This window comes from Rhodococcus sp. MH15, from assembly GCF_019266045.1.
Classification (GTDB): domain Bacteria; phylum Actinomycetota; class Actinomycetes; order Mycobacteriales; family Mycobacteriaceae; genus Rhodococcus_F; species Rhodococcus_F qingshengii.
The window spans coordinates 260,337-280,564 of the sequence record NZ_LPNP01000071.1; the positions used below are offsets into that span (position 1 = coordinate 260,337).

At 61.0% G+C, this 20,228-nt stretch carries 20 protein-coding genes; 7 read left to right on the plus strand and 13 right to left on the minus strand.

Features of this window, described 5'->3' with window-relative positions:
* The first annotated feature begins 57 nt into the window (after positions 1 to 57).
* Positions 58 to 867 (plus strand): PE-PPE domain-containing protein, encoded by an 810-nt coding sequence (locus tag ATN37_RS20250; RefSeq protein WP_003945630.1) that lies wholly within the window; start codon positions 58 to 60, stop codon positions 865 to 867.
* 82 nt (positions 868 to 949) lie between these two features.
* A complete protein-coding gene (locus tag ATN37_RS20255; RefSeq protein WP_054826812.1) occupies positions 950 to 1,798 on the plus strand; it encodes a sterol desaturase family protein in 849 nt (282 codons plus the stop codon).
* 18 nt (positions 1,799 to 1,816) lie between these two features.
* Here ATN37_RS20255 and ATN37_RS20260 read toward each other — a convergent pair whose 3' ends face one another.
* Both ATN37_RS20260 and ATN37_RS20265 read right to left on the minus strand, forming a co-directional pair.
* A complete protein-coding gene (locus ATN37_RS20260) occupies positions 1,817 to 3,124 on the minus strand; it encodes an FtsX-like permease family protein (RefSeq protein ID WP_054188044.1) in 1,308 nt (435 codons plus the stop codon).
* Positions 3,121 to 3,966 carry an ABC transporter ATP-binding protein gene (locus ATN37_RS20265; protein WP_007734065.1) on the minus strand — a complete coding sequence of 282 codons (846 nt, stop codon included), beginning with the start codon at positions 3,964 to 3,966 and terminating at the stop codon, positions 3,121 to 3,123. Before ATN37_RS20265 ends, ATN37_RS20260 begins: the two co-directional genes overlap by 4 nt.
* On the opposite strand from ATN37_RS20265, the gene ATN37_RS20270 reads away from it, so the two are divergent.
* Positions 3,941 to 4,690 (plus strand): AraC family transcriptional regulator, encoded by a 750-nt coding sequence (locus tag ATN37_RS20270; protein WP_193595647.1) that lies wholly within the window; start codon positions 3,941 to 3,943, stop codon positions 4,688 to 4,690. The genes ATN37_RS20265 and ATN37_RS20270 overlap by 26 nt on opposite strands.
* A 9-nt stretch (positions 4,691 to 4,699) precedes the next feature.
* Here the strand turns inward: ATN37_RS20270 and zapE are convergent, their stop codons facing one another.
* Positions 4,700 to 5,647, minus strand: a complete 948-nt coding sequence (zapE, locus tag ATN37_RS20275; RefSeq protein ID WP_193595648.1) for a cell division protein ZapE — start codon at positions 5,645 to 5,647, stop codon at positions 4,700 to 4,702.
* A gap of 127 nt (positions 5,648 to 5,774) precedes the next feature.
* Between zapE and ATN37_RS20280 the strand changes: the two genes are divergently transcribed.
* Positions 5,775 to 6,341, plus strand: a complete 567-nt coding sequence (locus tag ATN37_RS20280; protein ID WP_007734055.1) for a TetR/AcrR family transcriptional regulator — start codon at positions 5,775 to 5,777, stop codon at positions 6,339 to 6,341.
* A gap of 10 nt (positions 6,342 to 6,351) precedes the next feature.
* Here the strand turns inward: ATN37_RS20280 and ATN37_RS20285 are convergent, their stop codons facing one another.
* The gene (locus ATN37_RS20285; protein WP_218695550.1) at positions 6,352 to 7,512 is read right to left on the minus strand and encodes a lipase family protein; all 1,161 of its coding nucleotides are present in this window, start codon (positions 7,510 to 7,512) and stop codon (positions 6,352 to 6,354) included.
* A gap of 209 nt (positions 7,513 to 7,721) precedes the next feature.
* Between ATN37_RS20285 and ATN37_RS20290 the strand changes: the two genes are divergently transcribed.
* The gene (locus tag ATN37_RS20290) at positions 7,722 to 8,516 is read left to right on the plus strand and encodes a putative protein N(5)-glutamine methyltransferase (RefSeq protein WP_042920512.1); all 795 of its coding nucleotides are present in this window, start codon (positions 7,722 to 7,724) and stop codon (positions 8,514 to 8,516) included.
* Here ATN37_RS20290 and ATN37_RS20295 read toward each other — a convergent pair.
* Genes ATN37_RS20295 through ATN37_RS20305 form a run of 3 tightly spaced genes read right to left on the minus strand, consistent with a single transcriptional unit; the run spans position 8,507 to position 10,920 of the window.
* Positions 8,507 to 9,136: a TetR/AcrR family transcriptional regulator gene (locus tag ATN37_RS20295; RefSeq protein ID WP_042449375.1), complete on the minus strand. Its 630-nt coding sequence runs from the start codon at positions 9,134 to 9,136 to the stop codon at positions 8,507 to 8,509. The two genes, ATN37_RS20290 and ATN37_RS20295, sit on opposite strands and share 10 nt — an antisense overlap.
* A 30-nt stretch (positions 9,137 to 9,166) precedes the next feature.
* Positions 9,167 to 9,967 carry an ABC transporter permease gene (locus ATN37_RS20300; RefSeq protein WP_003945537.1) on the minus strand — a complete coding sequence of 267 codons (801 nt, stop codon included), beginning with the start codon at positions 9,965 to 9,967 and terminating at the stop codon, positions 9,167 to 9,169.
* Complete coding sequence (locus ATN37_RS20305; RefSeq protein WP_003945489.1) at positions 9,964 to 10,920, minus strand: daunorubicin resistance protein DrrA family ABC transporter ATP-binding protein; 957 nt, start codon at positions 10,918 to 10,920, stop codon at positions 9,964 to 9,966. The genes ATN37_RS20300 and ATN37_RS20305 overlap by 4 nt, the downstream gene beginning before the upstream one ends.
* Before the next feature lie 440 nt (positions 10,921 to 11,360).
* Here ATN37_RS20305 and ATN37_RS20310 point away from each other — a divergent pair, with 440 nt between their 5' ends.
* Complete coding sequence (locus ATN37_RS20310; protein WP_218695551.1) at positions 11,361 to 12,923, plus strand: glycoside hydrolase family 71 protein; 1,563 nt, start codon at positions 11,361 to 11,363, stop codon at positions 12,921 to 12,923.
* Between the two features lie 30 nt (positions 12,924 to 12,953).
* Here the strand turns inward: ATN37_RS20310 and ATN37_RS20315 are convergent, their stop codons facing one another.
* From ATN37_RS20315 to ATN37_RS20340, 6 genes are all read right to left on the minus strand, one after another.
* Complete coding sequence (locus tag ATN37_RS20315) at positions 12,954 to 14,414, minus strand: MFS transporter (RefSeq protein ID WP_047269629.1); 1,461 nt, start codon at positions 14,412 to 14,414, stop codon at positions 12,954 to 12,956.
* The gene (locus ATN37_RS20320) at positions 14,411 to 15,259 is read right to left on the minus strand and encodes a mycofactocin-coupled SDR family oxidoreductase (protein WP_003945658.1); all 849 of its coding nucleotides are present in this window, start codon (positions 15,257 to 15,259) and stop codon (positions 14,411 to 14,413) included. Before ATN37_RS20320 ends, ATN37_RS20315 begins: the two co-directional genes overlap by 4 nt.
* A gap of 103 nt (positions 15,260 to 15,362) precedes the next feature.
* Positions 15,363 to 16,502: a serine hydrolase domain-containing protein gene (locus tag ATN37_RS20325; RefSeq protein WP_308125225.1), complete on the minus strand. Its 1,140-nt coding sequence runs from the start codon at positions 16,500 to 16,502 to the stop codon at positions 15,363 to 15,365.
* A 180-nt stretch (positions 16,503 to 16,682) separates the two neighbouring features.
* The gene (locus ATN37_RS20330) at positions 16,683 to 17,093 is read right to left on the minus strand and encodes a VOC family protein (RefSeq protein WP_003945857.1); all 411 of its coding nucleotides are present in this window, start codon (positions 17,091 to 17,093) and stop codon (positions 16,683 to 16,685) included.
* 134 nt (positions 17,094 to 17,227) lie between these two features.
* The gene (locus tag ATN37_RS20335) at positions 17,228 to 18,229 is read right to left on the minus strand and encodes an AraC family transcriptional regulator (RefSeq protein WP_218695552.1); all 1,002 of its coding nucleotides are present in this window, start codon (positions 18,227 to 18,229) and stop codon (positions 17,228 to 17,230) included.
* Positions 18,230 to 18,260: 31 nt separating this feature from the next.
* Positions 18,261 to 18,827, minus strand: coding sequence for a GNAT family N-acetyltransferase (locus tag ATN37_RS20340; protein ID WP_058227269.1), 567 nt, complete (start codon positions 18,825 to 18,827; stop codon positions 18,261 to 18,263).
* 85 nt (positions 18,828 to 18,912) lie between these two features.
* Here ATN37_RS20340 and ATN37_RS20345 point away from each other — a divergent pair, with 85 nt between their 5' ends.
* Positions 18,913 to 20,217: an HNH endonuclease signature motif containing protein gene (locus ATN37_RS20345; RefSeq protein WP_218695553.1), complete on the plus strand. Its 1,305-nt coding sequence runs from the start codon at positions 18,913 to 18,915 to the stop codon at positions 20,215 to 20,217.
* The last annotated feature ends 11 nt before the right edge of the window (positions 20,218 to 20,228 follow it).

Below are 20,228 nucleotides of genomic sequence, written 5' to 3' on the forward strand. Positions count from 1 at the left end.
CTCGCCAGTGAACGAGAACGTAGATAGATGGGGACAGGCCCGATGAGGAAATACGCGATGTCAGTGGCATGCACGGTTGCAGTCACAGCGGGGGTGACTCTTGTGATGTCGGTACCTGCCGGAGCGGACCCGAATGACGGTGGGTCGTGCCCGGCCGGTGCGGTATTCGCGGTCGGCGGAACGTGGGATCCGACGGGACAAACGACGCAACCCGTCACCGACCGCTACGTCGCCCAGGGTTACGCCTCCAAGCCGGTGACCTACCCCGCCAGCTTCTGGCCGCTCGGCGAACAGACGTACGACCAGAGCGTTGCCGCCGGCGCCCAGACGCTTCGCACCGAAGTCAACGCTTTCCACGCTCAGTGCCCGGGCAGCGAGATCGTCGTCACCGGATACTCACAGGGAGCACGGATTGCCGGCGACGTTCTCGGTGACATCGCACGTGACGGATCCATTCCCCAATCGCAAGTCGAAGGCGTCCTCTACGCCGACCCTCGCAACTCGGCCGGGGGCATCGAAACCGTAGTGCCCAATGTCGTTCCGGGAGCGACGATGTCCGGAGCACGCGGCGGATTCGGAGACATCGCAGTGCAGGAAGTCTGCATCGAGGGTGACGGCATCTGCAACATGCCCAAGCCGCGTGATGCGCCCGAGGTGTTCGTGGATTCGGTCTTCGGCTACTTCACGAAGCACAACACCTACACGCCGATGATGTCCGAGCCCGCTCCGCCTGCTCCCCCGGCGCTGCCGCAGACACCGTCGGTGCCACTGCAACCGGCTGACGTCGCCACTGCGATCGTGACACGGGTCGTCGAGAACATCACTCCGTATCTGAGCGCTGCACTCGCCACCGTGCTGACGAAGTAACGCGACACCGCTTGTTCGGCTGACTGAAAGTCGACCGATTCGTACAAGTCGAGGACCACCCGCGCCGTGCACCATCGAATACATGCTCACCCTCATCGTCAGATACGGGTACGTCCCGTTCATGCTCTTGGGAATCAACGGAGCCGCAATCGCGCTGGCGGCATCCGGTGCGCCGAAATGGTCACTGGTGGCATTGATTCTCTTCGCAGTGGTCTGCTCTTTCGCGGCCGAACGGGCGCTTCCCTACGAATCTTCGTGGAATGCCCCGGGACCGGACAGGTTTCGCGACGCTGTCCATGCGTTTGTCAACGAATCCCTCATCTTGGTCAGCGTCGCGGTAATCCCGTTGATGGCCGCGGTGATTCCGTTCGACGGGCTGTGGCCGAGCGGTCTTCCGTTTGTCCTTCAGGTCGTCTTCGCAGTGTTGGTTGCCGATTTCGGCATCACCGTGGTGCATTTGATCAGCCACAAGGTTGGATGGTTGTGGCGTTTCCACGCGGTTCATCACAGCCTCGAACGGTTCTACGGTATGAACGGACTGATGAAGCACCCCGTGCATCAGACTTTCGAAACCGCCGGTGGCGTCCTGCCACTGATCCTCCTCGGGATGCCCGTTCCAGTTGCCTCGGCGCTCGCGGTTTGTGTCGCTGTCCAACTCCTGCTTCAGCATTCGAATGCCGACTACCGCATCGGCCCCCTGCGTCCGATACTCGCCCTCAACGCCGGCCACCGATTCCATCACCTGAAGTGGGCGGGAATCGGTGACGTCAATTTCGGTTTGTTCACTCTGATCTGGGATCACCTGTTCCGCACTTATTCTTTCGATCCGGAAAAGCGCTTCAGCAGTGACGATCTCGGAATGGCGGCCAAGCCCGACTACCCGGACGACTACCTCGGCCAGTTGGCCGAACCGTTCCGGAGACAGAACTGACGGACGAGGGGCGGAGATTCAGCCCGCGAGTACCCGTCGCATGACGGGCTTGGCTGCAAACGCACTGGCCAACACCAACGCGATCCCCACAGCCAGGGTGACGCCCAACTGAACCAGCGCCATCGGAGTGGTCAATACGGCTGCCCCTGCCAGTGGGAAGAGGAACAGCAGTGCAGCGCCGGCACCGGCCAGTGCCATCACCACCACGGGAGTGCGAACGTGCCGCATGCGAGCGCTGTCCATCACCTCGACAGGTGTACCGGCCAGAGTCAGACTCCGATACAGCTCACGGTTGTCGAGGATCCCGGATACCTGGGTGAGCGCAGACGAGATTGCCGCCAACGTGAATGTTGCTCCGAGAGTGAACAACACCCCGGTTCTCATGTCCGCGAACAGGAACTCCTGCCCTGGCTGCAAATCCTGCCCTTCCCCGTTGCCTATCGCGGCGAGGAGAGATGTGCCTGCGGCAACAAAGCTGGCCATCGTCACACCGCTGACCGTGCGCCACACAGCCTTCGGATTATCCAAGACCCGACGCGCCGCAATCAGCGAAGCACCGTCTTTGGCGCATTTGAGCATGATCCGTCCAAGCAGCGAAATGACGAACGGACCGACCAAAGCAACAACGCCGAAGCAGAGACCAAGGCCCACCAGGATTGCCGCGATGCTTGCCGCGGAGCCCCCGAATGCACTCCACCCCACAAGAACCCCCACCCCAGCCACCGCGAAGATCATCTTCGGTGCGGCGCTGGGATTGCCCGCCGTGACGCCCAACGGGCTCACGAACACCTGGCGCATCCCGAGCATCGACGTCAAAGCAGCCAGGATGGTCATTCCGAATACGATGCCCACCAGCGGAAGTGCGCCTACCCAAAGCTCACTCCACTCGAATGTCCGACCTTGAAATCTCAAGAGAGCTACGAGCGGCAACGCGAGGAGGTATCCCACCACACCGATCAACGCACCGGCCAAGCCCTGGATACCCGATTCCGCAGCGCACAGCGCAACGATCTGGCGAGGGGTGGATCCGATGAGTCGCAGCGAGGCAAGTCGTTCGTCGCGACGGCGCGCGCCCAAGCGGGCCGCCGCCAGGCCGAGAGTGACGGCTGGAACGATCATCAACACCGAAGCAACCCCTGCGAGTGCTAGGTACGCCTCGGCTTCGGGTTCGCTCGATCTGCCCGCGAATGCACCGTAGCCGCCGAGAACGGTGAGTAGCAAGGTCGTTGACGCGGCGAAGGCCGTTACGGGAAGCGCAAAGGTACTCAACGCCTTTCGGCCTTCACCTCGCACCGTCATCAATGCAACGCGCGCTGTGGCCTTCATGCCGCCACCTGTGTCCCGACGAGCGAACCGGCCTGCATCATCATCGTGCGATCACACCACCGAGCGACTTCGGCATCGTGAGTGACGACGACCAACGCAGAACCGATCTGTTGAGCCGAATCACGCAACACCCTCATCACTTCCCAACTCGTCTGCGCGTCGAGGGCACCGGTCGGCTCGTCCGCGAAGAGAACGGCGGGTTTGGTCACCAACGCTCGCGCAATCGCCACACGTTGCGACTGCCCACCCGACATCTGACCCGGGCGACGGTCCTGCAGCCCGTCCAGTCCCAATGGCGCGAAGAAGCCGTGCGCCGTCCGCTTGGCTTCGGCGATGGACAACCCGTTGAGCACCAAGGGCAAAGCGACGTTCTCGATCGCCGGAAGCTCCGGCAACAGTTGGCCCGATTGAAAAACGAATCCGTACGACTCGCGTCGGAGGCGGCTGCGGTCGTTCTCACCGAGGTTCTCGATATGCCTGCCGCTCAGCAGGATTGCTCCCGAGTCGGGCTTGACGATTCCTGACATGCAATGCAGCAGAGTCGACTTGCCCGACCCTGAAGGACCCATGATGGCCGTAGCAGTACCGGCGCGCACTTCCAGCGATACACCTCGGAGCACTGGAACGTCGCCGTACGACTTGCCCAGCGCGTGGACCGACAGGACTGCGGGTGCTTGTGCGTTGTTCATGATTCCACCTTCTCGTGAACCCCTCGCCAGCACATCGGCCCAGCGCACGATCTTCGAACCGAGTGCGGTCCTACCGGAGGATGACCGGACCCCGAGCTCTGTCAGGGTCGTCACTATGATTTCCGACATGACCTGGTCCGGCGCCGTCCACATGGAGCCCGGAATTCTCATGTTCACCGGCGCAGTGGGATCCGCGCACATGCATTCGCATGCCGCCGTTCAGATCATGATCGTCGACGACGGGGACGTCACGGTCACGGACGGGGACGGCCACAGTGAAGTCGTGCGGTCCGTGGTCATTCCATCCGGGGCGGTCCACGCGTTGTCCGCCTCCGAGGGTGCGCGGGGACGAGCGATCTACGTGGACTCCACCACGGGGATGGGCCGGCGCATCAGGCCGCCTGTATCCGAGCACGGTGGTGTGGCCGACTGGTCGGACCGTGGGCGGACCGCAGTAGCGATGACGGACCGCGGCGCTGATTCGGATCTGGAATACGCAGCGAGGCTGATCGATTCACTGTCCGAAAGTAGACAGCCGTCGAGCGTACGCGCTCTTCACCCGGCGCTCGAGCATGCCCTGACGCTACTTCACGAGCGACTTTCAGGGCCGATAACGCTGACGGACACCGCCGCGCTGGTCTCCATCTCACCTGGCCGATTGGGAAGAATCTTCAACGATCAACTGCAGATGAGCTTTTCGACCTACATTCGTTGGTTGCGGCTACGACGTGCCATGGAAGTGATGAGCAGTGGCGCAACCCTGACAACCAGTGCACACGAGGCCGGTTTCACCGACAGCGCCCATCTCAACCGGATCTGCCACAGTATGTTCGGGCTCACGCCCAGCGCCGCGACCGGCGGCCTCACCTGGAATTGACGCTACTCCTCAACTGATGCTGCCCGCCGCCGACCTCGCCAGTAGCGACAGACGACTGTAGAGGCGCGCCAACCCCGGCACGTCCCGGAGGCTGCCTGCCACTTCTTCGACGTAGGCGTCGGCGTAGATCGTCAGCCGCGCATCGACGTCATAGAGAACATCGACGACATTCGCGAAACGGCGAAGGGCAAATTCCGACGCCTGGGCGAGCACCGGCACTCCGAAGATCACCCAGTCGTCGAAGCGTGCGGCGAGCGCGAGATAATCGGCAGCCGCGGTCGAACCAGTGCACAGCACCTCGAAGTCGAACCAGACGACACCGTCTCGAATCGCCGAGCACTCCAAGGTGCGTGTGCCTATCGTCAATTCGACACTTTCGCCCGAAGGCCGCGTAATTCCCGAGCCGAGGAGGAATTCCCCTGTCGCAAATCGGTAGTCCCCGGCACCTGGCTGTCCTGCCGTCCGATAGTCGACGGAGCCACCCAACTCGATCACCTCGAGAGTCCGCTCCATCAACTCGATCGACGGAACGAACTGCTCGTGAAAAAGCGGATTGGGAAGAAGATCGGTCGGCGGAACATTGGACGTGACGACAACAGTCACGCCTTTCGCGACGATTGTGTCGAGAACCCTTGCCATGAACATGGCGTCGGCGACGTCGTCGAGGTGGAACTCGTCGAAACAGAGCACACGGATTCCATCGACGACGTGATCCAGTGCCACGCCCATCGAGCCGAGTTCATGCGCCCGAGAGTGCAGATCTGCAAAGAACCGATGAAAGTGAATGCGCCGCTTGCCGACCGGGAGCCCGTCGTAGAACTCGTCCATGAGCATCGTCTTCCCGCGGCCGACGCTACCCCAGAGATAGATCCCACCCCCGACCTCACCGCCCGAGATCCGGGCCTGCAGTGCGTCGAGGGCTTCGCGTGCCGCCAACTGCTCTTCGTCCAGTAGCATAAGACTCCTCTACGTCTGTAGAGTCGAGGCTAGTGATCGAAGGCAAATCGAGTCAATGTGACCCTCACGACGCACCATCTGCAGCATGCAGCTCCGGCAGCATGCAACATCGACAACAAGGAACGACATGAAGCCTGATCGCAGAGCCCTCATCGCGGCATCCGCCGTCACGATCATCGCCGAGCAGGGCCCGCGTGCACTCACCCATCGGGCGGTTGATCAGTCCCTGGAACTTCCTGCCGGTTCGACGTCGTACTATTTCCGCACTCGCGAGGCACTACTCGAAGCAACCGCATTGCACATCGTGCACCGGTCACGTTCGATATTCGACGAACTCCGCGAGAGGCCCAGCGATCCTGCTGCCCTGACGGCCGAGTATCTCGATGATCTTCTTTCGCACCGCAGACACGAATTGATCGCGAGATATGCACTGCTCTTGGAAACTCCCCGAGATTCGGCATTGCACCAACTCCTCGAAGACAGCCTGTTTTCACGGGAGAAGGCAAGGCCTGTCTTCGACATCATTGGCGTTGACGATCCTGACGTCGCCGCCGAAAATTTTCTGAGCCTTCTGGAGGGCTTGATCTTCGACTACTGCCTCGGAGCGCGTAGCCGAGATCCCCGCTCCTCCGAAACCGTTCGGCAACTTCGGATCCCGATCGACATCTATCTGCGCGGAGTTGGTGCCGCCTGAAAGATGTTGGTCAGCAGAGGCTTCCGGTGCAGGGCCGTTGACCAGAGAACAGTGCCGCGACAAACGGGGTGCTGTCTGGAACCGAAGCCGGAACGGTTCCCAGATGATCAGTGGGATAGGTATGGAATGCAAAGTCGACACCGTTGGCAGTAAGGTCGGCCGCGAACTTCAGTGTCAGCGGTGCCGGAACATCGATGTCCGACAACCCCTGACCGATGAAGAACGGGCGGTCGTATCCTGCGGTCGGCACAGTGAGCAGGTCACGCGCAGCCTCCATGAATACTGGATTGTCCAGCGACTTCGTCAGCACCTGCCCGAGCGTGACGGTGCCGTACTTCGTGCGCGCCTCGGTGTAGCACATGTTGTTCTCGACGTCGTCGAGGATGGTCTTGCCGAGCGGGGTCAGATACGAGTCGATGTCGATATCCGGCCGCGAAGCACGCAGTCCGTCAAGAACGTTCGCGATGTAGACCGTCGTACCCTTGAGCGGAAGCGCCGGAAAAGCCGGACCACCGAGCGGTAGAAGATTCTCGATGTTCGAGGGGACGCCAGTGGCGACAGCGCCGCGGTAGTCCAACTCCGGCGCGTAAGCAGTGGCAAGCGAAGCGGTGAACATAGTCGCCTGCCCGCCCTGCGACTGCCCCATCGCAACCCATGCGCTCGACAGGTCGTCGTCGACCGCACGAGCGGCACGCACCATGTCCACAACGCTGTGTGCAGCGGAACGACCGTCGAGATACGGGTGAACACCGGGTGTTCCGAGCCCCACGTAGTCGGTGGTCACGACCGCGTATCCCTGCTCCAGCCAGTGACCCAGATGCGTCGCGGTCCGTTCGAGTGGAACACTGCTGCTCGGCGCACACTGATCCGCGACACCCACCGTCCCGTGCGCGTAGGAGATGACCGGCCAACCACCCTCGGGCGGAGCTCCCTCTGGGCGATACACCACACCGGTACTCGACATCGGCGCATCCTTCGGGCCCGTCGACCAGTACGTCACCTTCGTTGCGCTCACGGCACCCGGGATCACCCGGTCGGGACCGAGCAACTCCTGACTCACGACAGCACCCGGAGCATCGTTCGGTTCCGCTCCGGCCGGCGCCGCAACTGTCAACGCCACCAACGCACTCGCACTCAGTCCGACGAGCGTCCTACACAGTCGCCTACTCACGTACTTCTCCTACCGATTGCGGTGACGGTGCATATGTGGTGATCGGCCCCACATCAGCTGATCGAGTTCAGACCATAGAACAGCCTTACCATTTGGTCAACCTAAATTTCCGCTCCGCATCGACCGTCGTGACACGCCTGCTCGGGTAGGGTGGCGGTGTTCGATACGTGCAGGTCCCCCGCGAGATCAGGAGGCCGAAAGGCTCTCTCATGTCAGCACCTGATCTCCCGACCTTCCCTGCTTCGCAGCAGAAGTCGGTGGCCGCGATCCTCCGAGCAGCAGGTTGCGTCTTCGCCGAAGACGAGGCTCGCCTACTTCTTCACACCGCACGCTCTCGCGATGAACTCGACGCGATGGTCGACCGACGAGTTGCCGGCGAACCACTCGAGCCCGTCCTCGGATGGGCCGAGTTCTGCGGCTTGCGCATTCACATCGACTCCGGAGTCTTCGTCCCACGCCGGCGCACCGAGTTTCTCGCCTGGCAGGCCTGCTCACTTGTCACCCCAGGAAGCGTCGTCGTCGACATGTGTTGCGGCTCAGGAGCTGTCGGTGCTGTCCTGCAGTCGACGCTCGACGCCGTCGATTTGTACGCGGTAGACGTGGAACCGGCCGCAGTGCGGTGCGCTCGCCGAAACATCACACCGCCCGAGCGTGTACTCGAAGGCGATTTATTCGAACCACTGCCGACGAAATTACTCGGTCGCGTGGATGTCGTCGTCGCCAATGCACCTTACGTCCCCACCGAATCGATCAGGCTGATGCCGCCCGAAGCCCGTCTTCACGAACCGCTGGTCTCGTTGGACGGCGGTACCGACGGACTGGATCTGCAGCGTCGCATCATCGCGGACGCCGCGCCGTGGCTACGACCGGGTGGCTGTCTTCTCGTCGAGACGAGTACGGAGCAGGTCGAAATGACTGTTGAAACATTCACTCGAGGAGGGTTTCTCACTCGGGTGGCAACCTACAGCGAGACCGCGTCGACCGTGGTGATCGGTCAGCGTTGAAGGCGATCGGATCTTGGCGTGGACCACTCCCGAGCGCGGGCGGCAAAGCCGTCGACAAAAAGCCCGAACGCACGATCGACGCGGGCCCGGTCCCCGGTGGCCAGAAGATCCATCGACAGACCCCGCATTTGCGAGAGCAACAGAGTAGCGACAGAGGCAACATCGTCCTCGGGGCAACCCGCTTGTCGTAGACCGGCTTCCAGTGCCTCGATCCAATCGCCCACAAAACGGTCCAGGAACCGTCCGTAGCGGTCGCGGTCGCCGAGCGCGAGGGCGTAGATCTCGACCATCACCCGGAACCGCGGCAGGACCTCCGGCGTCGTACGTTCGGTCCACCACGCAGTCAGCACTGTCGCCGGATCGACCCCCGGTTTCATCGGCACCGCAATCGGAATGGACTCACCACGCATGTTCTCGATGACCTCGGAGAGCAGATTCTCCTTGCTATCGAAATGGTTGAGCAACGACGCATGCGACACACCAACGGCCTTGGCGAGCTGCCTCACCGTCAACTCCCCGACACCGTTGTCGATGACGTAGCGGGTCAGCGCGTCGAGCAACTCCTCACGTCGCCCGGCGTATCTCAGGCTGCGTTTGTCGATGCGTTCGGGCTCCGGCACATATCCACCCTACCGGCCGGAATCACCAGGTCAGCGGCTGACTGCCTTCTGATACCGACGAATAGCGAACGGCACGAAGACGATCAGCAAACCGAAAGTCCACAACAACGACGCGATGACCGGATTCTGCAGTGGCCACGCATCCGGAACCGTCATCGCAGGATTGGTATTGCCGAACAATTCACGCACCGCCTGAGTAACAGCCGACACCGGATTCCATTCGGCGATCACTTTGAGCGGGCCGGGAAGATTGGTGGTCTCGACAAAAGTGTTCGCGATGAACGACAGCGGAAAGATGACGATGAAGCTCGCGTTGTTGAATACCTCCGGTGTCCGGATCCAAAGCCCGACAACAGCCATGACCCACGACAACGCGTACGCGAAGAACAGAAGCAGCGCATAACCCGCCACCGCTTCGAGGAAACTGGAGTGAATCCGCCACCCGACCAGAAGACCGGTCAACGACATGACCACCAAACTGATGACGTTGATCAACACGTCACTCGACGTTCTGCCGGTCAGCACGGCAGACGGAGCCATGGGCAGCGATCGAAATCTGTCGATGATTCCTTTCTGAATGTCTTCGACCATCCCCAAACCAGTCCAGGTCGCACCGAATATGACCGTCTGCGTGAAGATTCCGGCGATCAGGAATTCTCGATACGACGTGCCCGGGACCGAGATCGCACTGCCGAACACATACGCGAACAAGAGCACGAACATGATCGGCGACAAAGTGGTAAACACCAGCAGATCCGGAACGCGCTTGATCTTGATCAAGTTTCGCCTGGCGATGGTCAAACCGTCTTCGAGCGCCATCTGCACGGTCATTTCTGATCCTCCAGTTCAGCCTGGTGCCCGGTCAGTGTGAGGAAGACATCGTCGAGAGTGGGTCTGCGCAGGCCGACGTCGAATACGCGGATGCCTCGTGCCGACAGAAGATTCAGCGCCGCGACCAACGCGTCGGTGCCGTCGTCGACAGGAACGGTGACGCGACGGACATTCTCTTGAACCTGAATGTCCCCCACGGCAAGCGAGCGCAATTCCTCGCGGACGATGTCGAGATGTTCGACCTCGTGCACGCTCAATTCGATGCGCTCACCCCCGACCCGCGCCTTCAACTGGTCTGCAGTACCGCGCGCGATGACCGAGCCGCGGTCGATGACGGCGATCTGGTCGGCCAACCTCTCCGCTTCCTCCATGTATTGCGTCGTGAGCAACAGCGTGGTCCCCTGAGCCACCAACCCTTCGATGACGTCCCAGAGACCGAGTCGCGCCCGAGGATCGAGGCCGGTGGTCGGCTCGTCGAGAAACAACACCTGTGGCCGAGCAACCAATGCGCCGGCGAGATCGAGACGTCGCCGCATTCCACCGGAATAGCCCTTGACCGGCCGATCTCCAGCCTCGACGAGATCGAACTGCTCGAGCAATTCACGCGCTCGGGCCTTACTGCTTCGGGCGCCGAGGTGATACAGCCTCCCGACCATGTCCAGATTCTCGTAGCCCGTCAGGTACTCGTCGACCGCGGCGTACTGACCCGAAGCACCGATCTTGGATCGCAACGCCCGCGCATCCTCGACCACGTCCAGCCCGGCAACCTTGGCGCGTCCACCGTCCGGAATGAGCAGCGTCGTGAATATCCTTACCGCAGTGGTTTTTCCGGCGCCGTTGGGGCCCAACAGAGCCATCACCGAACCCTCGCGCACTTCCAGGTCGATGCCGTCCAATGCCGTGACGTCGCCGTACTTCTTGACCAGCCCCTCGGCCACAATCGCTTCGGTCATGAGCCCTCCCGCATCGGTAATCCGTCGGTAGTCCGTTCCCCAGTGTGACCCAGGAGGCCGACACATTCCAGGAAATTTCGTCAGTTGCCCGGCTGCAATCACCTCCCTGGTTTCGCCGGTGCCTTTCGGCCACGAGGTACGGAACAGACCACACGTCCCAGTCCTGTCCAATACAGCCGATAAATTTCACCGACCTTTCGACGGATATATACCGGAAAGAAAAACCCGAAATTCTTGAACAAAGACCGCTTTCAGGTATTCATGATGAACGCGGCAGCGTTACACTCGTACAGCAAGTGACACTCGGGCCGGTGACGGTTGACTTATGGTGTCGAATCTCGAATTACAAATCAGACAGAGGCCGAAAAGAATTGAATCACCGATTCAGTGCACGCGGGGAAGACTCACACTTCGGGGGATCGAGAAAGGCTGACTGTGCCATGAGTATCAGAACTCGATACATCCGAACTCCGTGGATCCGAAAAACGGCGAAATATTCCTTCGAGACCATCTGCTTCACCCTGGCCGTGATTGTCGCGGCCGCACTGATCGCCGCGTACAACACACAACCACGCTCCGCGTCGACGTACACGCCGGCCTCGTTCTCGGCGAATCCTGAATCTGCAGCGCTGCCCTTCGACATTCCACCCAAGTCAGCACTGAACGGAAAGTTGGTTTTCGCTCACTACTTCCCGCCCTATCCGGTTTCGATCGACAATGCGAATCCGTCTGGCGATTACTATGCGACACAATATCTTACGGTCAACGGCGAGAACAACAAACACGTTCGCTACGGAGGATTCCTCCGCGATCGGCCGACACCGCGGCAACCCATCGCCGATACGCAGTGGCGCCAACGCGACCTCGAAAACGAAGTTCGTTCGGCAATCGCCACGGGCATCGACGGATTCTCCGTCGACATCATCGCCAAGGCAACCGACACCAGTTGGTGGGGTTCCACCGTGCCCACCGCCCTGATCAAAGCGGCCGCAGCAGTCGATCCGAATTTCAAGATCATGCTCATGCCTGATATGAACGGCGCGTTCAAAAACATGACCGCAGCTCAAATGGCAGCAGAGATGAAACCGTATTCGACCATGGCATCATCGTTCAAATTGAACGACGGACGGCTCGTGATATCTCCATTCCTTGCCGAAAACAAGACTGCGGGCTGGTGGTCGGAGTTCATCACTCTGATGAAGAATTCTTACGGCATAAATGTGGCATTTGTTCCGGTTTTCCTCGACGCTGCAGCCAACCGGAATTCTTTTGCATCGATCAGCTACGGGATGTCGAATTGGGGTAATCGAAATCCGGCAGGAAATCCGCTCTCGGGATCGAACCCGAACTCTCCGATGGGACTTGCCGCTGCCGCTCACTCCTTGGGAAAGATATGGATGCAACCAGTCGCCTTCCAAGATGTTCGTCCAAGTCAGTCGATCTACGACGAGGCACAGAATTCACAGAATCTGCAGAACATGTGGCAGATTGCGATTGCGTCCAACAGTGAATGGGTACAGCTCGTCACCTGGAACGACTACAGCGAGGGAACGTCGTTCGCACCCAGCGCCGGTCATGGGCGCGCGTTACTCGACATGAGTTCCTACGGGCTGTACAGCTTCCGCTCCGGCGCCTCACCCGCGATTGTTCGCGACACCGCGTATCTCGTCTATCGCAATCAGTCGGTCTCCGCGGTCCCCGTCAATCGCTCTGCTGCCCCTATGACACTGCGCCAATGGTCATCCCCCGCTCGCGATACCGTCGAGGTTCTCACCTTCTTGACCGCTCCCGCAGTCGTCAAAGTGACGGTGGGAACCACGATTACCACCTGCAATGCCCCGGCCGGGATGAGCAGCTGCATCGCCCCGTTGAAAGTAGGTTCCATCAAGGCCTCTGTCGTTCGCGGCACTACCGAGGTGTCTCGGGTGAGTTCGCACGCGGCGGTGACGGCCACACCGTACAACCAGAATCTCGAGTACCTGGTCGATTCCAGTCGGAGATAACGGTGACGAAGATCGGGTGAGTCCATCGACTCACCCGATCTTCGTTGCGCCATCGGTTTCGGCTGCAATTGGTAACTCGGGCCGCGATACCGCCCCCGTCCGCTCCACCCTCACTGCCAAGGTCACCGCGGCCGCCAGTGCCGATACGCCCGCTCCGATCCAGTACAAAACCGCGAACGAATGCAGGGTCGGCACAGTGCTCGCACCGATCACCACCGTCGAACCGGCCAATACCGCTGCCGCAACGGCGCTTCCGGTGGAGGTACCGACCGAACGGAGCAGGCTGTTGAATCCGTTGGCCGAGGCAGTCTGATGGATCGGCGCAGATTCGGTGATCAGAGTCGGCATGGCTGCCAGGGAAAATGCCACACCGGCCGATACCACGGCAGCGCCGATCACGATATTGACCAGCGTCGGCGTCAACAGCACACGCAAGACGTATCCGATTGCGATGACGATCGCTCCTGAGGCCAACGTGGCCTTCGCTCCCCATCGCCTCGTCACCTTCGACGACACCGGCGCCAATCCGATCATCAGGACTCCGCCCGGCATCATCGCCAGTCCGGCTTCGGCAGCCGAGAGTCCGAGACCGTCCGCCGACGCCAGGGGCAACTGAAGTTCCTGCGTTGCCGCCAACGCGCTGATGAACATGGCAAAACCGAGTAATACTGCGCAGACGTTCGAAACCAGAATCGGAGCGCGAAGGGAAGTCCGCAGATCGACCAGCGGTGCCGGCGTGTGCAGTTCCCACGGAATCCATCCACAGAGCAAGACCACGCCGGACGCGATCAGAACCAGAACCTCGGGGCTTGCCCAGCCCCATTCGGTTCCTTTCGAAACGGCCAGCAGCAGTGCAGTCATAGCGAGCGTGAGGACTGTGGCTCCCAGAAAGTCGAAGCGTCCGCGACTCTTCACAGCCGATTCCGGCACCACCAGCGGCAAGACGACTATCAGTACGACCCCGAATCCACCGGTGACCCAGAAAAGCGCGGGTAGTCCCCAGTGCGCCGAGATCACCCCAGCCATCGGCATACCGAACATGCCACCGATCCCCAACGTCGCACTCATGAGAGCTACTGCACCACTGAGCTTTTCCGGAGGAAGGACATCGCGCATGATGCTGATTCCGACGGGCAGAAGTGCCGTCGCGAACCCCTGCAACGAGCGCCCGAGGATCAGTAACCAGAAACTCTGGCTGAGCGCCGCAACCATGCAGCCGACGATCATCACGGCAAGACAGACGAGCATCATCGCGCGCTTACCGAACATGTCGGCGAGTCTGCCGATGAGAGGGGTTGCGACGGCACCGGTCAGCAACGTCGAGGTCACCAGCCAGGAAGCGGTGGAGGACGATACTCCCGATGCCGTCGCGAACGCAGGCAGGACCGGCACCACCAAGGTCTGTTGCAGCGCGACCACCACACCGCTCAGACTCAGGACGCCGACGACCCACCCGGTCCGCGCTTTCGCGCGAACAGTCTTGTCCGTCAAGCGTTCGAGCGAGCGGCTACTCCGGCGTCGACAGGAACCACGATGCCACTCATGTGGGCACTCGCGTCGGCGGCGAGGAACAGGACTACTCGCGTGATCTCGAAGGGATCCAGCCAACCGACCGGCTGCGCATGCAGAGTCGCGTACACGGGTTCGACGTCGTCTGCCGTCGGCGATTCGAGGTCAGGCCGCATCATTGCGTACATCATGTCGTTGTGAATCATCGGCGTCGAGATATTCCCCGGCGCAATAGCATTCACGGTCACACCCGAGTTGGCCAGTTCGAGCGACACACTCTTCGTCAAACCGATGACGCCCCATTTGGAGGCGCCGTACGCCGCCATCTGGGTGCCACCGGATCGACCCATCATCGAGGAAATCGTGATGATGCGACCGTAACCACGTTCCGCCATTCCACCTGACACGGCCGCAACGGTGTTGAACACACCGGTCAGGTTCGACGAGATGACTTCGTTCCACTGCGCCGACGTCATCGACGTGATCGGAGCGGGCACGGACACACCGGCATTCGCGACGGCGATGTCGACACGGCCGAACTCGGCTTCAGCGCGGGCAACGAGCGCGTCCATTGCGTCGCGATCAGCAGTGTCTGCCTTGACGGCAATGCACCGACGACCGGTGGCTTCCACCAAACGAACGGTTTCCTTCAGATCCTCCTCGTTTGCGAGGGGGTAGGCGACGACATCACTGTTCTCGCACCGGTCGCAGATCACGATGTCCGCGCCACGCTCCGCGAATGCGACAGCGTGGGCGCGCCCCTGACCGCGTGCGGCGCCGGTGATCAGTGCAACTTTTCCTTCGAAGCTGCCTTCGAGGCTGTTCATGCCGTCTCCTAGTTCGTCGTATGCAAGCGTGCGCTGTACTGCATGCGTACTCCGAACCCGCCCGAAAGAAACAGTCGATCCCGGACAGCGGGAATCCAGCCGGTTACTGGTAAACGGCGGTCTCGAATTCCAGGTATCCGTTGATGGATCCAGGGTCCGCGAACGGCAGAATCTGCGTTGCCCAGAACCCGCCGACGCCGGTCTGCCGGTCGATCCAGTAATAGAGGTTGGCAAGACCCGCCCAAGCCAGCGATCCGGCCGGCCTACCGGTGGGTGCCACCTCTTCATTTGTCATGAAGGAGTATGCCCATCCCTTGGCGACGCCGGGGAAGAACTCCGCATCGTTGGACAGTGTCGGGAGAACTCCGGGCAACAACCCCACGTGCTGGCCTTCGAGCCCGTTCTGAACGGCTGCAGCTACCGTCTCCGGCGACAACACGCGACCGGATGTGCCCGCGCCGTCGTTGAGCCACATACGAATGAACTTCATGTAGTCGCCGACAGTGCCGTGCAAACCGTGACCACCCATGTGCACCTCGGGTTCGGCCGGAAGCTCGAATCCGATGAGCGGAGTGAGGCTTCCGTCGCTCTCACGCTGATGGATCGGCGCAAGTCGATCCTTCATCGACGGGCTCATCGTGAATGCCGTATCGGCCATCTCGAGAGGTTCGAAGATGCGCTCGCGCATGACATCGCCGAGTCGCTGACCTCGAATCGACTCGACGACCTGTCCGGCCCAGTCGATGTTGGTGCCGTACTCCCACTTCTCACCCGGGTCGAAGAGCAGCGGTGTCGTGAGCGCCGCTTTGCTACACGTGATCACGCTGGGCTGCCCATGTTCCTGTGAGAGCCGGTTGTACGACTCGTTGAAGAAGTCGTAGCCGAACCCTGCAGTGTGAAGGAGCAGCATGCGAGTGGTGATGTCACGCTTGGGTTCCCGAAGAACGGGGTTTCCGCCGGCGTCGAAACCGTCCAGGACCTTCAGCTCACCGATGTCGGGAACATAGGTCGCTGCAGGTGCATCGAGATCGAGCAATCCCTCCTCCACACATTGCAGGACAGCGGTACCGGTGATCGCCTTGGTGGTGGAGAAGAGCGCAAAGGTTGTATCGAGGGTCATCGGAACGCCGGAACCGAGAGTCCGCTCGCCCGCAGCACCCTCGTAGATGTTGCCTTCTCGATCCGTAATCATCGCGACCACACCCGGGACGCGATCAGCCCCCTGAGTTGCTCGCGCCAGCACGTCGTCGAGGCGCTGCTTCGAAAGGGGCTTCCGCGCAATATCTTCGATCGTCACTGCATTTCTCCATCCGACTTGCAACTTGTCTTGTCGAACAGAATGTAACGGCGATCACACACCCGGCTCTGCCTCGAAACGGCAGGAAAACTGTCTCGTTTCGGCAGAACCGGGCAGAGTCTGGAGTCAGCTCTGGGGCGCTCCGATATTCACCAGCCAGGAAATACCGAATTTGTCTGTACAGGCGCCGAATTCGTCGCCCCACATCTGCTTCTCGAGCGGAACGCTCACCGTACCTGTTCCCGACAGTTGCTCCCAGTACCCGCGCAGCACATCGCCGTCGTCGCCGCTGAGGCTGACCGTGATGTTGTCGCCGGGGTTGTACGGCATGCCGGGCGGAGTGTCAGCACCCATCAGGGTGTATCCCTGATCGGTCTCGAGCATTCCGTGCATGATCTTGTCCCCGCCTTCGCCGGGATTGCCGAATTCACCGAACGTGCTCAGCGCCAGCGTGCCACCGAAAATGCCCTTGTAGAACTCCAATGCTTCACGCGCGTTACCGTTGAAACTGATGTACGGATTGAGTCGAGTTGCCATGACGTACTCCTAGCTCGTGGGATTGCTGTCACGTTCGATTTCAATCCTTGCAGAACGCTCCGACACGAAACAACGGATCATCGCAGTTCATCGAGTGCGTAAACCGATCGTCATGACCGTTCAAACAACTGTCCTCAGAGTGGGTTCCGAGTCTCGGAAGGCAACTCTCCGAACCGTTTCCGGTATGTGGCCGCAAACATGCCCAGATTAACGTAGCCCCAGGCGTTGGCGATTTCGGAGACGGTTCTCCCGTCGGAACGCAACAGTTCGCCGCGTACTCCCTCCAACCGACGCGCGCGCAATCGTTGCCCCGGCGTGGTGTCTCGGTACCGTCGAAATCCCGCAGTGAGCGCCCGAACACTGACACCCACCGCAGCCGCGATCTCCGATGCCGTCGGCACCGAGCGAGCAAACGTATCGATGTACTCCTCTGCCGATCGCACGTAGGCAGGTTCGGCGGAGGCGACGTCGACGCCGAGTTGCAGCCCGGCCTGCGTCGCCCACTCGTCGAGAAGCTGAGCCGCGATGAGTTCTTGAACCCTGGCACCCAGCCTTTCGCTCGACATCGCCTCAGGCGACTCTGCAATTGCGCGAACGACGTAGTCCATCAATGCCAGCCAACTCGAGCCCCGCCCGCCGATGGTGCACTTGTGCCGCCACAGACGGTCGTCGGGAACCGACCCGAACCATTGCATGGCGTGATCGGCGACAAGCTGATGCGGCACAGTGAGATTCAGCTGCAGATGATCTTCGTCGAATTCGACGAAGTAGTCGGTCCGGCTACAGTCGGCGACAAAGGTCTCCCCCACGGCAGTATTCACCGCAGTTCCTCCGCCGAGGGCATGTCGACCGTTGCCTCTGATAGTCGTCAGAACCAGAATGTTTCCGGCCTCAGGCGAACATTCACCGACGGAGACCGGAATCCCGTAACAGAATCTGGTGACGTCGATCTTGCCGACTGCCGCGGAGTACATGTCCGAAGCCGGCTTCAACCGACTTCCGATCGGCGTGACCGTATACGGCATGTAGATGTTGTCGGACCACTCCTTGATGCGGTCCCAGTCCCGAGAAAAGGCCTGGTGATGCTGCATAGTGGGCCGGCCGGCCGCGTCGATGAGCAAGGCATCCTCGAACATGGTTCGAGTATCGCACCAGGGCCCGGGAAGGTCACGCGAAGTGAGATGACGTGATCTCTGGCTGTACGGCGGCGGGTCGTGTTGCAGCAAAAAGCAGCGAATCCACCGCGGTCCCCCGGATCACCATGTGTGCCCTCATTCGCCCCTCCTCCTCCATTCCGATTTTGGTGAGCACCGACGCCGACGCCGAGTTCTCGGGACGACACGTTGCTTGCACTCGCTGCGCTCCGAAGCGAGCAAAGGCGAATTCCAGAACCGCGCGCCCCGCCTCCGACGCATAGCCTCGCCCTTGGAACTTCGGGTTCACGACAAAACCGAGTTCCGCCCGCCGGTGCGCGGCGGATACTTCCCACACAGCTACCGAACCGATGACCGCTCCATCGGCCTTCGACGTGATGGCCAGGGTGAACGTGCGACGTTCGACGAGCGCAGCTTCGAGTGCCGCGTCCGCCAGGAATGCCCTGGTCACCGCGGGGGTGTTCGGCCCCCAATCAACATATCTACAGACGGCAGGGTCGGACGCGTACTGATGGACGGCACCTTCATCCGCGGCAGTGAAATCTCGAAGAACAAGGCGTTCCGTAGTCAACGTGAACATCCAGCGATCCTAGAGCGAGCCCAAAAGCACCTCTTGACTCGAACGCATGTTCGAGTATGATTTGGGGAGGGGATCGGGGGATTCAATGAGTGTCTTGTTGTCGGACGTGGTTTCGGGTTCTGCGGTGGGGTTACGTGGACGTCTGTGGCAGTTGACTGCTGCCGAGTTGCGCGCTGCTGCTGTCGAAGCGAGTGCGGAGATTCTTCGTCTCGAAGCCGTTCGAGTGGCTGTGGTCGACGAGTTGTCGTTGCGCCCGGATGATCAGGTGATTGCCAGTCGCGGGGTGGGTGCGTGGTTGGCGGCTAACACGATGCTGCAGGTTCGGGACGGGAAGAAGATCGCCGCGTTGGGTGCAGCTTTGCGGCCGTTTCCGGCGGTGGCGGCTCGGTTCGATGGCGGGGATTGTTCGTTCGATCATGCTGTGTTGATCGTGGCGTTCTGTGAGTCACCGCCGAAGGGGATGCCGGAGGAGGCGCTCCCTCGTTGTATCGATTTGTTGCTCGCTGCTGCGTCGGGTGTGGAGGCGACGACGACGAAGGTGCGGAACGTGATCGCGACGTTGGAGAGGTTGTTCGAATCGGATGAGATTCCGCCCGCCGAGGATGTCGATCTCAATGAGTTGCGGATTGCTTCGACGCTCAACGGTCGGGTGGTGGTGCGTGGGGATTTAGATGCCCTGACCGGTGAAATGCTGCTCTCGGCCCTGTCGAAGCTGACGATGCCGACCCCGGCACCGGACGGGACTCCCGATGCCCGGTCGGCGGCGAAACGCACGGCGGACGGGTTCACCGAACTGATCCGGCGTTATCTCGATTGCGCCAAGACTGGTACCGATGGTGGTCAGCGTCCGCATGTGAACGTGCACATCAATGCTCGGGATCTGGCGGAGCACCGGGACTGCGCCGCAACACCCTCCATGGCTGATGGTGAAGAGTCTCTGTCGGATCTTGATGTCGGGCACATGCCCTGGCTCGGACCGCTGTCGGTGTCGCAGACCAGGCTTCTCGGGTGTGATTGTTTCCTCTCCACCGTCCTGCTCGACGATCACGGCGCGCCCTTGGATGCGCAACCAGGAAAGAGGTTGGTCACCGCCGAACAACGCGTCGCCCTCATCGCCCGAGACAAAGGCTGCGCCTTCCCGGGCTGCACATGCGTGCCCGCCTGGACCGATGCGCACCACATTAAGCACTGGGCGAACGGTGGCCCGACGGTGATGAACAACCTGGTCCTGCTGTGCCGTTCACATCACCGGCTGATGCACCGAAAAGCCGGGTTCGTCGGGAAATGGAAAATCCGCATCGGCGCCGACAACAAACCCTGGTTCATCCCACCACCCTCGATCGACCCGCAGCAGCACCCGCGGCCGGCGAACACCACCTTCAAAACCTGAGAGGTCAAACC

Coding starts and splice junctions, on each gene's coding strand:
- ATN37_RS20310 (WP_218695551.1), top strand. CDS start 11,361: ATGAGTATCAGAACTCGATACATCCGAACTCCGTGGATCCGAAAAACG.
- ATN37_RS20280 (WP_007734055.1), top strand. CDS start 5,775: ATGAAGCCTGATCGCAGAGCCCTCATCGCGGCATCCGCCGTCACGATC.
- ATN37_RS20260 (WP_054188044.1), bottom strand. CDS start 3,124: ATGAAGGCCACAGCGCGCGTTGCATTGATGACGGTGCGAGGTGAAGGC.
- ATN37_RS20290 (WP_042920512.1), top strand. CDS start 7,722: ATGTCAGCACCTGATCTCCCGACCTTCCCTGCTTCGCAGCAGAAGTCG.
- ATN37_RS20250 (WP_003945630.1), top strand. CDS start 58: ATGTCAGTGGCATGCACGGTTGCAGTCACAGCGGGGGTGACTCTTGTG.
- ATN37_RS20305 (WP_003945489.1), bottom strand. CDS start 10,920: ATGACCGAAGCGATTGTGGCCGAGGGGCTGGTCAAGAAGTACGGCGAC.
- ATN37_RS20270 (WP_193595647.1), top strand. CDS start 3,941: ATGACCTGGTCCGGCGCCGTCCACATGGAGCCCGGAATTCTCATGTTC.
- ATN37_RS20300 (WP_003945537.1), bottom strand. CDS start 9,967: ATGACCGTGCAGATGGCGCTCGAAGACGGTTTGACCATCGCCAGGCGA.
- ATN37_RS20255 (WP_054826812.1), top strand. CDS start 950: ATGCTCACCCTCATCGTCAGATACGGGTACGTCCCGTTCATGCTCTTG.
- ATN37_RS20340 (WP_058227269.1), bottom strand. CDS start 18,827: ATGTTCACGTTGACTACGGAACGCCTTGTTCTTCGAGATTTCACTGCC.
- ATN37_RS20335 (WP_218695552.1), bottom strand. CDS start 18,229: ATGTTCGAGGATGCCTTGCTCATCGACGCGGCCGGCCGGCCCACTATG.
- ATN37_RS20265 (WP_007734065.1), bottom strand. CDS start 3,966: ATGTGGACGGCGCCGGACCAGGTCATGTCGGAAATCATAGTGACGACC.
- ATN37_RS20320 (WP_003945658.1), bottom strand. CDS start 15,259: ATGAACAGCCTCGAAGGCAGCTTCGAAGGAAAAGTTGCACTGATCACC.
- zapE (WP_193595648.1), bottom strand. CDS start 5,647: ATGCTACTGGACGAAGAGCAGTTGGCGGCACGCGAAGCCCTCGACGCA.
- ATN37_RS20345 (WP_218695553.1), top strand. CDS start 18,913: ATGAGTGTCTTGTTGTCGGACGTGGTTTCGGGTTCTGCGGTGGGGTTA.
- ATN37_RS20330 (WP_003945857.1), bottom strand. CDS start 17,093: ATGGCAACTCGACTCAATCCGTACATCAGTTTCAACGGTAACGCGCGT.